We start from the raw sequence: 15,587 nt of genomic DNA, 5'->3' as shown, positions 1-15,587 counted from the left end.
GTTCACTTCCAGCGCGCGATGGTGACACGGGTCCCGACCCCGGGCGTCGATGCGATGTCGAACTCGTTCGAGAGGCGCTTGGCACCGCCCAACCCCAGGCCAAGGCCGCCGCCCGTCGTGTAGTGGTCGGTGAGCGCCTTCTCGATGTCCGGAATGCCCGGCCCCTGGTCCTCGAAGGTCAGACGCAGCCCCTTGCGGGTGCCGACCTGCTCGATCTCCGCACGGACGTCCCCTCCGCCGCCGTAATCGAGCGTGTTGCGGGCGAGTTCGCTGGCCGCGGTGATGATCTTCGTCTGGTCGACGAGGCCCAGTCCAATCTCGACGGCGAGCGCGCGGACCCGCTGCCGTACGCGCACGACGTCGTCGCCCGAACGAATGGGAAGGGTCTCAGTCTTCGTGACCGGCACGGTCGCTCCCGAGGCCGTCGCCATCGTCCTCGGAGAAACGGGCCTGGATCAGGGCCATGCCACGTTCGACGTTCAAGGCCGTTCGGATACCGGTGAGTTCAAGCCCGAGCTCGACCAGCGTGATGGCAACCGCCGGACGCATGCCGACCACGACGGTCTCGGCATCCAGGATGCGTGAGACCGCGGCGATGTTCACGAGCATGCGTCCGATGAAGGAATCGACGATTTCGAGCGCCGAGATCTCGATCAGCACGCCCCTTGCACCGTGGCGCGCGATCATCGCCGTGAGATCCTCCTCCAGGGCGAGGGCGAGGCGGTCGTGCATGTCGACCTGGATGGTGACGACCAGCGCGCCGCCAATCTTGAGGATCGGGATGCGGTCCATGGGTCTCAGCGCGCCCCTTCGATGGCGGCGGGCGGCTTCACGCGTGTCACGACGCGTCCGGTGCGCTTGAGGGCGAGGGCAAAGGCATCCGCGAGGGTCGACTTCGAGACGACGTTGAGCTCGACCCCAAGGTGCACCATCGTCTGCGCGATCTGCGGCCGGATGCCGGAGACGATGCAGTCGGCACCCATCAGGCGGGCGGCGGCCACCGTCTTCAGGAGGTGTTGTGCCACAAGGGTGTCGACCGTCGGGACGCCAGTGATGTCGATGATGGCGATCTCCGCCTCCTCGTCGACGATGGCCTGGAGGAGGTTCTCCATCACAACGCCGGTGCGTGCGCTGTCGAGGGTGCCGATCAGCGGCAGCGCCAGGATGCCGTGCCAGAGCTTGACCACCGGGGTCGAGAGTTCGGCGATCTCCTGGCTTTGGCGTCCGATCACCTCCTCACGGCTTGCGAGGTACACCTCCATGGTGTGCAGGCCGAGCTGGTCGAGCACCTTGCTCGCCGACCACATCCCGGCCGCTGCCTCGGCGACGTCGTCCGTGCAGACCCGCTTCAAGCCATCGAAGATCGGTTCCTTGAGGGACAGGACGAAGTTGGCCGTATCGGTCGGGGTGAACCCTTGCAGCGCGCGCGAACGCGACACGTCCGTCAGGGTCTCGCGCAGCGGGGCATAGGCATCCGTGTCGGTGTCCGTGCCGCCCGCCGCCAGGGCCTCGCGGAGTTGGCCGAGTACCGTCCGCGCCTGGGTCTGGAGTTCGGCCTCGCGGATGCGGCCCGTATGCAGGGAGGTCCCAGCCTTGAGGAACCCGATCCAGGCTTCGAGGATCGCGGCTTCCTCGTGCGTGACGGTCCTGACCAAGACCTCGGTACCGTCGGTCGCCATGGCAGTCCTCGGAAAAGTTTTTGTCTCGTTGCCAAACGCTGTAGCTCAACGAAGAACGGTATGAAACCCGATTACGTGCTGATCTTTCTAGAGAAAAAACCTCCGTCGCTCGATCATCAAAGTCCAAAAAGGCTCCTCTCAGGGCGTCTTCGCAATCCATAGACGATCCGTAGCGGCGCCAGATCAGCTAATCGGCGTGATCGAGCCGAGCCGTCGCCGTCCACACACGGCCGGTGCCGCGCCCATGACGCTGACATCGCCGATTGGGATCTTGGCCGAGGGGCTTCGCCGTCCGATTGCCGACAGTTCGGCTTCGGCTCCGAGCGGGCGTCAGACCACGGTGACCATGCCGGGGATAAATCCGGTATCCTCGTCCATATGGCCTTGTGGGTTGCAGACGATGCGGGTCTGGCCGATCCGGTAGTCAGAATGCCGGTGGACGTGCCCGTGCACCCACAGGTCCGGCCCGTGCCCCTCGATGATGTCCGACAGGTCGGAGGCGTCGCACCAGGCAAGGTGCGCGTGAACCGACGGCAGGCTGTCCTGGTGCGGCGCGTGGTGGGTCACGACCACGGTGGGGCCGTCATGGGCTTGGGAGAGTTCGGCATCGAGGAACGCGCGCGTTCGCCGGTGCATCGCCAGGACGTCCCCCGGCTCGATCCGATGCCTTGAGCTCCGCCCGGTGCGGATGCGGCGGTAGTCGACCATACCATCCCGGCCCTGGGCGCTGCGCATGCCATGCGTCAGGCTGAAGGACCCGAGCCGGAAGTCGGTCCAGAGCGTGCCGCCGAGGTAGCGGGTACCGCCGAGCGCTACCGCATCGTCCAGTAGGAGCGTTATCCCGAGCGCGGCGGCCCGGTCGCGTCCTCGCGAAATCTGGTCGTGGATCGTGTAGCGCTCCTCGCCGCGGTCCCACCAGAAGTCGTGGTTGCCGGGCACGTAGACGACGGGGACGCCCGGCAGGCGCTCGCCGAGCCAGTCCAGGGCCCGCAAGAGCGGCATGTGGACGTCGCCCGCGACCACGGCCACGTCGAAGCCGCCGGCCGGCGTGTGGGCGGTGGGGTCCCAGGCGTTCTCGGGGCAGTCCTGGTGTAGGTCCGAGAAGATCCAGAGTCGTTGGGGGGCGGTCATCGCTCGCTTCCCGCGGCCATGGCGTTCTCGGCGAGGCGCAAGCGGATCTCGCCCAGGGTCACCGGCCTGAAGCCGAAGCAGTCGACGCCGACGTCAGTGCTGGTCGCCGTGCCGTGCAGGCTGCCGTGCGAATGTCCGTAGAGGTGGAGGTCGCCGTAGTGCTGGCGCGGCCAGACACGATGGGCGTAGTGGGAGCACCAGACCCCGGTGGTGCTGCCGTCAGCGTTCTCGACGACGACCCTGATGACGTCGACGACGGGTCCGTCCCAAGGCAGCCGCGAGGCGATCTTATCGTGGTTGCCTCGCACGAGCCTCCGGTTTCCGATGAGACGGCGAAATACGCTTCGGGCGCGCGCCTCCGGGCAGCGGTAGCAGAAGTCGCCGAGGTGCCAGACGGTGTCCTCGGGGCGCACGACGGCGTTCCAGTTGGCGACCAGGGTCTCGTCGTGCTCCTCGATGGAGGCGAACGGTCGGGGGGGCAGCATCCTGTTGGAGAGGATGCTGGCGTGGCCGAAATGGGTGTCGGCGATAAAGAATTGGGTCACGGAAGCCTCTCAGAATCGGAGGTTTCCGCACGTGTCGGCACTCCGGGATCAGTCGGTCGGGTGGCGGTGCGCGCGTATCATCGGAGGGCTCCTTTAAGGGCGGCGAAGGTGACCTGGCCGGTTCCGATAGGCAAGGTCGGAAATGCGGATCCACAGCGAAGGCGATCACGACCGCGGAAGCTTCGAAAAACTCGCTCGAAAACCCCTTTGATATAGCTTTTGGTTGGAAGCCTCGGTCAACTCCAGGTAGGCGACGAAGCACCTCTGGCCAGCTAAGCTGCTGGCTCGACACTTGGGCGCCTAGGAGCTGATCTTTTCCAAATGACGATTGTCACGCGCCATGCCCTACGCGTCTACGCGGCCCTCTCAGGGTTGAAGGCAGACAATGGCGGTGACGTTGTCGATGCCCTCATCCCGTTCATGGAGCCCGTCCTTGGGCTGATGCACGGCAAGGTGTTCGACCCCGGGTTACTCGCGCTTGGCGTGCAGCGGTTATACGGGTGGCGCTTCAACCGTGATGTCGCCGAGCAGTTCGCCGGCCGCCTGCTATCGAAGGGCTATCTGAAGCGAGCAGCCCGCAACATCCTGGTCGTCGAGTTCGAGCCCGGTCCCCGGCAGGACGATGGCGAGATCGAGATCGCGACCATCCTGGAACGAGTTACGAACGAGTTCGAGGATTTCCCACCGAAGGTCACCGACCTATTCCAATTCAACCTCGACCGAGACGAACTCAAGGATGCATTGATCCGCTTCCTCATTTCGCTCGACGCCTACACGGAGCGCGCCTTCGTTGAGCAGGTCGAGCGGATGAAGCTGGACCTCGACCGCCGCTCCTTCCTCGATCAGTTGGACGAGGGCGGCAAGCCGCTGACGCCGGAGACCCGGTATCTCTGCGCGCGGTTCGTGAAGCACCTCGTTAAGGAGAAGCCGGAGTTCGTGCCGCATCTTGCGCGGCTGGCCTCCATCGCGCTGCTCACGGAGGTGGTGCAGGATTTCATCAAGCCGACCGGACCGGCCGCGCGATCCGACCTAACGCTGATCCTCGACGCGCCGGTCGCCCTGAACCTCGTGGGCCTATCCGGCGCCGAGGCCCAAAGGGACATCGCCAATGTCGTAGAGTCCCTTCGGGCGCTAGGCTGCTCATTCATCGTGTTCCCGGTTAGTTGCGAGGAGATGACCCGCAACCTTTCCAGCATGCTGGCGAACTCGCTTCCGGACCGGCACGGGCCGACCCATGACGCGATGCGCAAGGGCGAGATCAACGAGGACTTCGTCCGGTCCGTACTAAACAATCCAGAACGTGCGTTAGGTTCGGTCGGCGTGACTGTTCGGCCCCTGGAGCTCGGCAACTTCCCTGCCGGCGCGCGGCACTTCGACAAGGACACGTACGAAGACTTCTTCGCCGGTATCACTTGGAAGCACGGCTCGGTCGATGCCCGCGAGCACGATGCGACCTGTGCCGCCCTTACCATGCGGCTTCGGTCCGGCACCCGGCGTGTCGACCTTCTCGCGTCCAAGTTCGCCTTCGTGACCACCAACCCGATGTTTGTCCGTTACGCGCGCGACTTCTGCCGCCAGAACCGCCTGATCAATGCGCAGCAGGTGCCGCCGGTCATTCTCCAGCGCGAGGTGTCGACCACGGCATGGCTAAGGACAGGCCTGAGCGGGGCTGGCGGCGAGCTAGGTCGGGAAATCCCGCGAAGCCACCTGATCGCCTCCTGCGAGCAGGTGCTCCGCCCGCGACGGGAGGTGGTGAGGGCCGTCCACGACAAGCTGCGGGAGTTCGCTCCAGACAAGGCCGCCCAGTACGAGCTCCTGCTGGCCGATCAGCGCAGCGTTCAACGTTTGATGGATGAGACCTTGAACGTGGAAGCCCTCGTCACCGCGGAAAGTGCCGAGAAGCTGCTCGACGAGATGAGGCGTGCCACCGCCCAGGAGGTGCATGACGAGTATGACCTCAAATTTCGGCAGCAAGCCCAGCGGCATGGCCAGCAAAGGAAGAAACTGGATGAGCAAGCCGCTGCTAAGCTTCTGGCGGAGCAGGCGGCGGCGGAGTCAGTGCTTGCCGAGAAGGAGAACGTCCTACGGGTGAACGCCAAGCGGCTGCTCGAACTCGAAGCGGAACGAGAGCATCTCCGGAGCGAGGCATTCGCGGCCCGGGCGCGCGATGCCGCTCGCGTCGACGCGGCGATTGCAATCGTCAACCGGGGGACACGCCGACTGGAGCGGACGCTGTTGTTCGTCCTATGGGGATTAGCCCTCGTTGCCTTCGCAGGCAGCACGCTCGGGATCGCGACAAACCAATATGCTGTCTTCGGCGCCGTCGCCGTCATGGCCGTGATCGGCGTCTACCAAACGATCCAGGAAACTCGGCAGAAACCGAAGTTCGGATTCGAGAACATTCTCAACACCTCTGCACGCCGAAGCCTTCGGAAGCGCTTGAAGTCCCTCCACCTGGACGAACACGCCTATGAGGCGGCACTGAAAATCGACTACGGCCGAGTCGGATGGAAGGAGGGGGCGCGTGAACAGGCCATCGCTCTCCTACACCCGCTCGCCGTGACCCTGGCCTCCGAAGGCAGATAGACGCAACCCGCCAGGTAGCGGGCAGCCTCTGTAGGTTCATCGCTCCAGTGCCCAGGCGGCTCATCGGCGAGGGACGCCCAATGCCGCCATGGAGACTTAGGGCGTTGAGGCCGCGGACGCGCCCGACCCGTCGATCACGCCCGGGGCCGTGCCGAGCCCCCAGACCTCGACGGCCGCCTCCGCGATCCACCTCTGCCGGGCCTCGATGGCAGCTTTGTTCCAAACGGGGGACGGGTTCAGGCGCTGGACCGCTTGCGTGATCTTGTCGTTGACCCCAGCCGCCATCGGAGATGCCTGGCAGCGGGCCAGGAGAAATTGCGACGTTGGGTAGACGAGGGCCTTCTTTCCGTAGGCCACGTCCTTGATCACGCGGTTCACCGCGCCTTCAACCAGCATCAGGTTACCGAGGCGCTGGATCAGCGCGGGGTCGCCGGCTCTGTCACCGAACTCACCTCTCGCCTCCTCGTCGGCTCTTTGATCGGATTTATAGGCATACGCCTATCAGCGGTAGGGTAAGGGGTAGCGCTACCCTCTACCTGATACCGTACTCTAAGCCTTGGCTCAGCTCCGCGTCATCAGGCGGCGAGAGCGTTGGACTGATGATAGTCCGAAGCCAGCGGTATCACGCTGTATCGCCCATCACCCAGGCGAAACAGTCCGTACTTCCTGCCATCGATGCGCTGTCTTATCTTATGGTCGAGCGCTTTCTTGTCGATAGTCTGAAAGGCGAGTGCAGCGAACTCTTTCGTGTCTTGTGATATTTCTAGGAGCATTTCATCGACGCTCATGGGGCGCCCGTGGACGAGAATTTGTGCGGCCCTGTCAGCCACCACCTTGTCCCAGAATGCAGTCGCTGCGATCAACGCTGCCCCGGATTTCCTCGACCGCACGCCACTGGGGCTTGAAGCCTTCGCGACATCAGCGATTGGCTCCAGGTTCACGGGTTTTGGCTGTAGGGCGATAATTTGCTCACGCAGAACTTTGTTGTCGTCGGCAAGGCTGGCGAGTTGCCTTTCCAAGCCACAGACAATCCGTTGCATCTGTTCCAGCAACCCGCCGGCGCCGCTTTGGCTGACCAAAACCGGATGAGCGGCCTGAGCCCTGGCTTCGGCAATGCCCATCGCCGTCGCGGCGAAGGCGGCAATCGCCTTCTCCATTTCCTCAGGTAGATCGAGCGTTGCCAAGTGGCCCTTGTATCGCCGTCGCCGACGCCAGTCCGCGAAGGGTTGCTGCAAATCCCGGTCGGACGCTCCATGACCGCGCTTGGAGAGGAGTGCGGCCTGGACCGTGTCGTAGGTCACCTTGGTCCCTTCGGCGACGAGGTCGTCGGCAAGGGCATCGAAGAGGTGCTGGAGGATCATTTGAAAACTGGCTCGGCTGGTCTGAGCCATCCTGCACCGCAAGCCTGAAGAAGCCCTTCCAACCTTTCTCGGCCTGTTCTGACCCGACTCACCCCGGGATTGCGCTGGCGTCCTGTATCAGGGGTCGGCGAAGCCGCCCACGCCCAGGTTTTCCACACCCCCGATTTTCGGGGTCATATCGGGGTCATATGAGTTTTTGGCAAAGAAAAAGCCGCTTGTTTGCCAATGGCTTACAGCGGCTTGGGGTAGATGGCGGAGACGGAGGGATTCGAACCCTCGATACCCCTTTCGGGGTATGCTCATTTAGCAAACGAGTGCCTTCAGCCGCTCGGCCACGTCTCCGCAGGCCGTCGATCTAGAATTTCGCATCCGGCGGGTCAAGCTACGATTGGGGTCGCCATCGGGAAATCGGCGCCTTCCCGCTCCGCGTGCCGCCCGGGGCACAGGCGCGACGGATGACAGGCATGCGGCGACGCGAAATCTCTGTGCGAACCGCCCGAAGGTGCCGCGGCCGTCAGACGCTGGCGAGGCGCTTGCGCTGGACTTTCCCGTTGGCGGTGCGTGGCAGCGCCTCGAGGAAACGCACCTCGCGCGGGCACTTGTAGGCGGCCAGCCGATCGAGGCACCACGCCAGGATGTCGTCGACCTCCAGCACGGCGTCGGGCTTCGGCACAACGAAGGCGGTGATGACGCTGAGGTCGGCCCGCACCGGCATCTCCGCCACGCCGACCTCGGCGACGCCGGGATGTTCGATCAGGACGCCCTCGACCTCGTTGGGCGAGACCCGGTAGCCCAGGGCGTTCATGAGGTCGTCGTTGCGGCCGTGGAAGGTGAGATAACCGTCGGCGTCGAGGCTCGCGAGGTCGCCACCGACGAACCACTCGCCGCGCATCACCGCCGCCTCCTCGTCGGGCCGGTTCCAGTAGCCCAGCATCAGGCCAGGCTCGGAGCGGTGCACCGCGAGAAGCCCGATTTGCCCGGGCGGCAGCGGCTCAGCCGGCCCCTCCGTCGGCAGGATCGCCACCCGGCGTCCGGGCTGCGGCTTGCCGGGCGAGCCGGGGCGCACCGGAATCGTCGGTCCGCTCGACACGTAGGTCGAGCACTCGCTCATCCCGAGGGCTTCGTAGAGGGGTTTTCCGGTCGCCCGCGTCCAGGCCACCAGAAGTTCGGGCGGCAGGGCCTCGCCGGCCGTCACGCCGTGGCGCAGAGTGCCGAGATCGACGGCGCCGAGATCGGCATATTTCAGGATCTGTCGGTAGAGGCTCGGCACCGCGGCGAACAGCGTCGCCCGATGGCGGGCGATGAGGGTCGGCCAGACCGCCGGGTCACGCGGACCGTCGTAGAGCACGGCCGTGGCGCCGCAGGCCCAGGGGTCGGTGATGCCGACGCCGAGGGTGTAGGTCCAGTTCATCGTGCCGGCATGGAGCATCACGTCGTGCTCAGACAGGCCGAGCCAGTGCGCATGCATCGGCCGGCGCCCACGGATGGCGCGGTGGGCATGCAGCACGCCCTTGGGCCGGCTGGTCGTGCCGGAGGTGTAGACCAGCGTGGCCGGATCGTCGGCCCCGGTGTCGGCGTAGTTAGCGAGCCCCGGACCGGCCTTCATGGCCGTGATGTCCTCGGACCGAAGCAGGATGCGGCCGCCGAGCCCGGCCGGATCGATGGACTGGCCGGCGCCGACGACCACCACCGACGCACCGGCATTCTCCATCAGGAAGGCGGCCTCGGGCTCGGTCAGCTGCGGAGAGGAGGGGAGGGCAACGAGGCCGGCCGCCAGGGCCGCGAAATAGACGAGGACGTAGTCGGCCTCGTTGCCCATGCGGATCATCACCCGAGAGCCGGGCTCGAGACCGAGGGACCGAAGCCCGGCACCGATGCTGCGGACCGCGCGGTCGACCTCGCCAAAGGTCAGGGACCGGACGTCGTCGCCGGCCCCCGCCATAATCAACGCCGTCTTGTCGGGACGCAGGCGTGCGTTCTCGGCCAGGCAGTAGCGCGCGCCGTTGAACAAGGAGGCCTCAGGGGCAGCGGCGGGGGATGCGGTCAAGCGAAGGCTCCGGAGCGACCCGCGCAGGGAAGCCGAAAGCGGACGCCCCGACAAGGGCGCCCGCCTGCGATCGACCGTTCCGGCGACAGTCCCCGGGTCCGACGTCTCAGCCGGTGATCTCCCGGGCGGCCGTCAGCATCTCCTTCATCGCCTCGGCGGCGGCCTGATAGGCCGGCGTTCCGATGTCCCAGTTACTGACCTTCAGGGCTTCCAGCATCCGACCGGCCTCCGCGAAGGCCTTGGTCTCGGCCGCCGCGAGGCGCGCGAAGGCCGGATGGGTGGCGGGGGCCGTGCCGGCGAGGTCCGCCTTGAGGCTCCGGCCGGGCTGGCCCGAGAGGGTCGCGAGCGACGGGTCCGGCTGCGCCATGCCGACGAGCACACGGGCGAGCTTGCGCTTCCAGGCACCGATATCGGCCGGCAGGCGCACCAGGGCGTAGAGCGGCACGTCGCGGGCGTTGGCGTTCAGGGCGGTCTGGCCCGTGGCCTCGGCGCGCACCAGGCGGCTGGTGATCTTCTCGATCTCCTCGTGGGTCTTGGCAGCCTTGGCGGCGATGTTCTGGACGCTGGTGGAAATCTCGGAGGTCGCCGCGCGCTGCTGGCCGAGCATCTGGGAGATCGCCTGGTTGAGGTCGCTCGCCTGGGCGATGCGGGCATTCGTCTCGACGATGCGGTGCTCGAGCTGGTCCACGATGGTCCGACCGGTGGTGACGGCGCTGCGGCTCTCGTGCACGGCCTCGGAGATCGCACCCATCTCGGCGGTGAGCGTGCTCAGGAGCCCGCGGATCTCGCCGGTGGACTTCGCGGTCTGGGCCGAGAGCGACTTGACCTCGGCGGCCACCACGGAGAATCCACGACCGGCCTCGCCGGCCCGCGCCGCCTCGATGGTGGCGTTGAGCGCCAGCAGGTTGGTCTGGGCCGAGATCGCCGCGATGGTGGTCGCCATCACCTCGATCTGGGCGATGGCCCGCTCGAGAACGACGACCCGCTCGGAGATCTGCGAGGTCCGTTCGTCGATCTCGTGCATCGCCGTGCGCGCCTTCTGGGCGTCCTGGATGCAAGCCTGAGTCTCCGCGAGGGCATCCTGCGCCACGGTCACCACGGTCTCGGAGGTCTGCGCCACCTCCGCCACGGAGGCCGCCATCTCCTCGGTGGCGCCGGCGATCGTCTGGGTCGCGCTCGCCACCTCGCCGACGTCGTAGGTCATCCAGCCGGTGTTGGTCGCGGCCTCGGACGCTTCGCGCGCCACGGCGGCGGTGGTGCCGAGGCTGCGCAGAAGATCGGCCTCGCGGTCGGCATGCAGCCGTTCGATCGCCCCGCGAAGCGGTCCCTCGGGCAGGTCGACGCCCGCGATGTTCTGACTCGCCATCAGGGATTCGACGGCCCGGACGAGGCGCGCTTCGTCGCCGGTGCGCGTGGCGTCCGGCGCAGCGTCGCCGGCGGGCTGCTTCGTGGCGGAACGAGCGAAGGGGAGGCCGAGCATCGCGGTTGGTCCTGTAGGGTGTAACGCTGTGATCTACCGGTCTTCGATTAATGTATCCTTATTGCGCCAAACATCGGCGCCAAAATTTGAAGCCTTCTCAGTTGGGCACCGACAAAACTCGCTGCACTGCAAAACAACGAAGCCGCGTTCGCGCAATCGGTGCTTGTTTTCTTCTAGTCGCGCGATGTTCGCGAGCTGGAAAGATTTATAAGGCTTGAACCGAAGCATTAGCCTTCAATATCCTGGCAGCCGAGATCGCGGGCAATGTTTCCCGACGTCGGCGCCGATTTTCCCATAAGACGGCGCGCCAGGAGAGGCGCCCGAGCTTACGTCTATTTCCGAACAGTCGCGCGATCCGACCGCTCCGCCTTCGGGGAGGGGCCCTCGATCAGTCGTTCCTCGGGCAGGATGGAATTTTGCCAAGCTGAACTGAAATCGCTCAAGCGGCGACCAAAACCGGCCCTCCCGGGAGGCTCGCCACAGCGACATCTCCAGGTTGTATACCGGAAGCCGCGCTGAGCACGGCTCGCCGGCACCTGCGGCGGAATCGCCGCTCAGGCCGAGCGTGACAGGGCGACTTCGCGCGGTCCGATGAGATCGGCCTTGCGCTCCAGCAGGGTCGGCGGGGGGACGGGTGCCTCGATGGTGCAGACGACACCGGTCGCGGCGAACAGAAGCTGAACCTCGCCATCGAGCTCCCGGGCGAGGCTGCGCTCAATCAGACGCGAACCGAAGCCGGTGCGGGTCGGCGGGACGACCGTCGGCCCGCCATCCTCGCTCCAGCGCAGGATCAGGCGGGTCTCCGCCTGTCGCTCCACCGACCAGGCGATCGTGACGGTGCCGCCCTCCCGCGAGAGCGCGCCGTACTTCACCGCATTGGTGCCGAGCTCATGCAGCGCCATGGCGATCGAGAGAGCCAGGCGCGGCGGCAGGCGAAGGGTGGGACCGGATACGAGGAAGCGGGAGCGCTGCCCCTCCGTCGCATCCAGCGGTGCGATGGCATCGGCGACGACGTTTCCGAGTTCGGCACCGTCCCAGCTCTCCCGGGTGAGAACGTTGTGCACCCGCGCGAGGGCGAGCAGCCGCGCCTCGAAGGCGGCGCGGGCGGCGGTGGCCTCCGGCCCTTCCAGTCGGCGCAGGGACTGGCCGGCAATGGACTGCACGGTGGCTAGGGTGTTCTTCACGCGATGATTGAGCTCGTGGATGAGCAGTTGCTGATGCTCGGCGGCCCGCTTGGCGTCGGTGATATCGACGTTGCAGCCGGTATAGCCGAGGAAGTTTCCGGTATCGTCTGTGCGCGGGACGCCCTCGCAGCGCAGCCAGCGCACGACTCCGTCCTGGTCGATCACCCGCACGTCGGCCTGGAACGGGACCCGCGCCGCGAAGGCATCCCGGAAGCGCGTCGCGAAGGTCTCGTAGTCTTCCGCGAAGATGATGCGTCGCCAATCCTCGCCGGCCAGCACGGCCGAGGTGTGGAGACCGAACATGTGGTCGAAATGCATGTTGGCGAAGCTGATCTGAGCCGTCTCGTCGGTCATCCAGATCAGGGCCGGCGCGGAATCGGCCATGTGCCGGAAGCGCGCCTCGCTCTCGCGCAGGGCGCTCAGGCCGCGCTCGGTCTCGGCGAGGGCGCGGTCGCGCTCGTCGCTGCGCAGGCGCAGGCGCTGCGAGGCATCGGCCAGAACGTCGCCCAGCCGCCGGATCTCGTGGATCGGCGAGGTGATCCGGGGAATGACCTCGCCGCGGGCGAGGGCCGGCCCGGTCGCTGCGAGCCGGCGCAGGGGGCGCGAGACCCGCGACCACAGGTGCACGGCGAGGATGGACGAGGTCGCCAGCACCAGGAGCCCGAAGCCGCAGAAGGCCCAGATCCAGTTGCGCAGACGCGCCTCCACAAGGGCCTGCGGGATGATCGCCGCCGCCGTCCAGCCGGTGAGACGCGAACGCGCCTCGACGACGGTCACCGGCTTCAGGCGTCGATCCTTGCCCTCCCAGACGTTCGGTGTCGCGGTCTGGTGCTGGCGCAGGGTCGCGAGGCGCGGCGTGCCGACGACGGTATCGGGGTCCGGCACCCGCGCCAGGACGATCCCGTCGCGATCGGAGAGGCCGGTGGTCCACCCCTCGACGGCTTCCCGGGCGACGAGGCTCTCCAGGCGGCTGATCGGTACCGTGAAGCTGAGGATGTGCCGGACGCCGGCCTCGCCGAGCACCGGCACGGCGACGGCGTAGGTCGCGTCCGTCGGCTTCATGCCCTTGACGTAGCCGGAGACCACCGCGCGCTGGTTACCCGAGGCGATCTCCCGGTCGAACGGCAGACCGCTGCGCGGCAGGGGCGCACCGCGGGGCACCGCCGTGTTCACGACCTGCTGTCCGTCCGGTCGCCGCAGCAGGATGTCGAGGCCGACCGCGTCGCGCACGAGCCGGGCCTGAGCGTCGAAATTCTCGAACTCGCCGTCCTTCAGCCGCGGCGAGGTCGCGAGGGTCTGCAACACGGAGACGAGGCCGGCCGTGTCGCGATCGACGGACAGGGCGATGCCCCGGACATTCTCGCGGGCGTCCTGTTCGAACCGGGCCCGCTCCGTTCCGGCATAGCGTACCAGGAGGATCGCCGTGAAGATCAGTCCCGGTCCGATCAGCGCGATCACCAGGGCGATCAGGTAGACCTGGGTCGAGAACCCGCGCTGGCGGACATGGGCGTAGGCGGAGGCGAGTGATCTCGGCCTCCACCACCGACGCCCCGGGCGGCGCGCGGCCATGGGTTCATCGTGAGGCGGGTTGCTCATGGGCGATCGACGCCCACGCGATCGATATGGCCGAGGTCGCGGTCGGGCGCGAGCTGGTCCCGGACACGCTGCTTGAGGACCTTCACGTCGGGGAAGCCGCCGTCGCGCGTCCGATCCCAGATCAGGTGGGGGCCGCACTGGATCACGAAGATGCCGCCTGTGCCGGGAATCAGGGCGACCTCGCCGAGATCGTCCCGAAAGGTCGACAGAAGCTCCTGCGCCATCCATCCCGCCCGCAAAAGCCATTGGCACTGCGTGCAGTAGGTGATCGAAACCCGCGGCTTCTCGGGCGATGGGCGGGGCGTTTCGTCCATGGCGGGTAAAGCGACCGATCGCTCACGGCTTGTCAACCGGCACCTCGTCAACCGGCACGCGCGGCGCCTGGCGGCGGCGAAGCGGACGCGATTCGTGTCTCGCCAGTTTCGCGTGCGGCCACGTTTTTCACTGTGCGCCTTTATCGCAGCCGACGCGTACCTATGTGTCACTCCGCGTCGCCGGGACTTCCGTTCCGCGGCCGCGATCCGCTTCCGAGGAGTCCAAGCATGCGTTCAGGTGTCGTCATCCCGGCGGCGGGGCCGGTCAGGACCTGGCTCGGCCGGGTCCGGATCGCGGTCGCCGCCCTTGCGCTCGGCACGACCCTGACGGGCTGTGGTGCGATCAACCGCGTGCCAACCCTGGAGGAGCGGGCGAAATCCTCCTGGAGCGAGGTGCAGAACCAGTATCAGCGCCGGGCGGACCTGATCCCCAATCTCGTCGAGACGGTGAAGGGCTACGCGCAGCAGGAGAAGGACGTCCTGATCGGCGTCACCGAGGCCCGGGCCAAGGCCTCCAGCGTCAAGGTCGATGCCTCCACGGTGAACGACCCGCAGAAGTTCAAGGAATTCCAGGACGCCCAGAACCAGCTGTCCGGCGCCCTCGGTCGCCTGCTCGTCACGGTGGAGCGCTACCCCGACATCAAGTCGAACCAGAACTTCCTCGCCCTGCAATCGCAGCTCGAAGGCACCGAGAACCGGATCGCCGTCGCGCGCCGCGACTACATCGCCGCCGTCCAAGACTACAACACCGAGGTCCGTACCATCCCCGGGCGCTGGATCGCGGCCTGGTTCTACCCCGAGGCGAAGCCGATGGAGACCTTCACGGCGACGCCCAATGCCGAGCGCCCGCCGAACGTGAAGTTCTAGAGCGCCATGGGCCGTCCGCGTCCGGGATGGGTTGAGGCGTATCCCGTTCGGGATCTCGCGAAGCGTCTGATCCTCGGGGTCTGGCTCGTCCTCGGTCACGCGGTGGTTCCGGCCGCCGCGGCCGAGCCGACCTTTCCCTCCCTGACCGGGCGGGTCGTCGACGCCGCGGGCATCCTCAAGCCCGAGGATCGGACGTCGCTGGAGGCCAAGCTGAAGGCCTACGAGGACAAGACCTCGGACCAGGTGGTGGTCGCGACCGTGCCGAGCCTGCAGGACCGCACGGTGGAGGACTACGCCAACCGCCTGTTCCGCGCCTGGAAGCTCGGGCAGGCCGAGACCAACAACGGGGCGCTGCTCCTCGTCGCCCCGAACGAGCGCAAGGTTCGGATCGAGGTCGGCTACGGGCTCGAGGGCGCGCTGACCGACGCCCTCTCGAAGGTGATCATTACCACGGCGATCACGCCGCGCTTCAAGACCGGCGATTACGCCGGCGGCATCAATGCGGGCGTCGACGCCATGCTGTCGATCCTCTCGGGCGACGCCGAGGAGTGGCACCGCAAGGCGGAGGTACGCAGCGACGAGGCCGATCCCGGGCAGGTGATCATCTTCATCGTCCTGTTCTTCGTCATCCTGTTCGTCGTCTACCGGATGAACCGCGGCCGTCGCGGTGGGGGAGGCGGCTTCATCATCCTGCCCGGGCCGTCCTCGGGCGGCTGGAGCGGCGGCGTTTCGGGCGGCTTCGATGGCGGCGGTTTCTCCGGCGGCGGCTTTTCGGGCGGCGGCGGCTCGTCGGGTGG

At 66.7% G+C, this 15,587-nt stretch carries 14 protein-coding genes and 1 tRNA gene; 3 read left to right on the top strand and 12 right to left on the bottom strand.

What is annotated here, in order from left to right; translation table 11 throughout:
• Positions 1 to 2: 2 nt before the first annotated feature.
• The 5 genes from AC3WLN_RS08635 to AC3WLN_RS08615 form a co-directional block, all read right to left on the bottom strand.
• Complete coding sequence (locus AC3WLN_RS08635; RefSeq protein WP_492480609.1) at positions 3 to 407, bottom strand: anti-sigma regulatory factor; 405 nt, start codon at positions 405 to 407, stop codon at positions 3 to 5.
• Complete coding sequence (locus AC3WLN_RS08630; protein WP_492480608.1) at positions 388 to 792, bottom strand: STAS domain-containing protein; 405 nt, start codon at positions 790 to 792, stop codon at positions 388 to 390. Before AC3WLN_RS08630 ends, AC3WLN_RS08635 begins: the two co-directional genes overlap by 20 nt.
• 5 nt (positions 793 to 797) lie before the next feature.
• Positions 798 to 1,679: an STAS domain-containing protein gene (locus AC3WLN_RS08625; protein WP_492480607.1), complete on the bottom strand. Its 882-nt coding sequence runs from the start codon at positions 1,677 to 1,679 to the stop codon at positions 798 to 800.
• A 330-nt stretch (positions 1,680 to 2,009) separates the two neighbouring features.
• A complete protein-coding gene (locus AC3WLN_RS08620; protein WP_492480606.1) occupies positions 2,010 to 2,810 on the bottom strand; it encodes a metallophosphoesterase in 801 nt (266 codons plus the stop codon).
• Positions 2,807 to 3,355, bottom strand: coding sequence for a metallophosphoesterase (locus AC3WLN_RS08615; protein ID WP_492480605.1), 549 nt, complete (start codon positions 3,353 to 3,355; stop codon positions 2,807 to 2,809). Before AC3WLN_RS08615 ends, AC3WLN_RS08620 begins: the two co-directional genes overlap by 4 nt.
• Before the next feature lie 321 nt (positions 3,356 to 3,676).
• On the opposite strand from AC3WLN_RS08615, the gene AC3WLN_RS08610 reads away from it, so the two are divergent.
• Complete coding sequence (locus tag AC3WLN_RS08610; protein ID WP_492480604.1) at positions 3,677 to 5,941, top strand: hypothetical protein; 2,265 nt, start codon at positions 3,677 to 3,679, stop codon at positions 5,939 to 5,941.
• A 96-nt stretch (positions 5,942 to 6,037) separates the two neighbouring features.
• Here AC3WLN_RS08610 and AC3WLN_RS08605 read toward each other — a convergent pair whose 3' ends face one another.
• The 7 genes from AC3WLN_RS08605 to AC3WLN_RS08575 form a co-directional block, all read right to left on the bottom strand.
• The gene (locus tag AC3WLN_RS08605; RefSeq protein WP_492480652.1) at positions 6,038 to 6,358 is read right to left on the bottom strand and encodes a GmrSD restriction endonuclease domain-containing protein; all 321 of its coding nucleotides are present in this window, start codon (positions 6,356 to 6,358) and stop codon (positions 6,038 to 6,040) included.
• A 158-nt stretch (positions 6,359 to 6,516) separates the two neighbouring features.
• Entirely contained in the window at positions 6,517 to 7,302 is a 786-nt protein-coding gene (locus tag AC3WLN_RS08600) for a DNA-binding protein (RefSeq protein WP_492480603.1), read from the bottom strand.
• 250 nt (positions 7,303 to 7,552) lie between these two features.
• Positions 7,553 to 7,644: transfer RNA gene (locus AC3WLN_RS08595), tRNA-Ser, on the bottom strand.
• Positions 7,645 to 7,816: 172 nt separating this feature from the next.
• On the bottom strand, positions 7,817 to 9,349 hold the full coding sequence (locus AC3WLN_RS08590; RefSeq protein ID WP_492480602.1) for a class I adenylate-forming enzyme family protein: 1,533 nt from the start codon (positions 9,347 to 9,349) through the stop codon (positions 7,817 to 7,819).
• Positions 9,350 to 9,455: 106 nt separating this feature from the next.
• The gene (locus tag AC3WLN_RS08585) at positions 9,456 to 10,829 is read right to left on the bottom strand and encodes a methyl-accepting chemotaxis protein (protein ID WP_492480601.1); all 1,374 of its coding nucleotides are present in this window, start codon (positions 10,827 to 10,829) and stop codon (positions 9,456 to 9,458) included.
• A gap of 554 nt (positions 10,830 to 11,383) precedes the next feature.
• On the bottom strand, positions 11,384 to 13,582 hold the full coding sequence (locus AC3WLN_RS08580; protein ID WP_492480600.1) for a sensor histidine kinase: 2,199 nt from the start codon (positions 13,580 to 13,582) through the stop codon (positions 11,384 to 11,386).
• A gap of 23 nt (positions 13,583 to 13,605) precedes the next feature.
• Complete coding sequence (locus AC3WLN_RS08575) at positions 13,606 to 13,923, bottom strand: Rdx family protein (RefSeq protein WP_492480599.1); 318 nt, start codon at positions 13,921 to 13,923, stop codon at positions 13,606 to 13,608.
• A 228-nt stretch (positions 13,924 to 14,151) separates the two neighbouring features.
• On the opposite strand from AC3WLN_RS08575, the gene AC3WLN_RS08570 reads away from it, so the two are divergent.
• Together AC3WLN_RS08570 and AC3WLN_RS08565 are read left to right on the top strand one after the other, a co-directional pair.
• Positions 14,152 to 14,790 carry a LemA family protein gene (locus tag AC3WLN_RS08570; RefSeq protein ID WP_492480598.1) on the top strand — a complete coding sequence of 213 codons (639 nt, stop codon included), beginning with the start codon at positions 14,152 to 14,154 and terminating at the stop codon, positions 14,788 to 14,790.
• 6 nt (positions 14,791 to 14,796) lie between these two features.
• The coding region (locus AC3WLN_RS08565) for a TPM domain-containing protein (protein ID WP_492480597.1) at positions 14,797 to 15,587 on the top strand (791 nt) is incomplete at its 3' end.

The organism is Methylobacterium sp. FW306-05-D (assembly GCF_058782155.1).
Note: the sequence above shows the minus strand (reverse complement) of the source record. Positions and strands in the feature narration are given on the sequence as shown.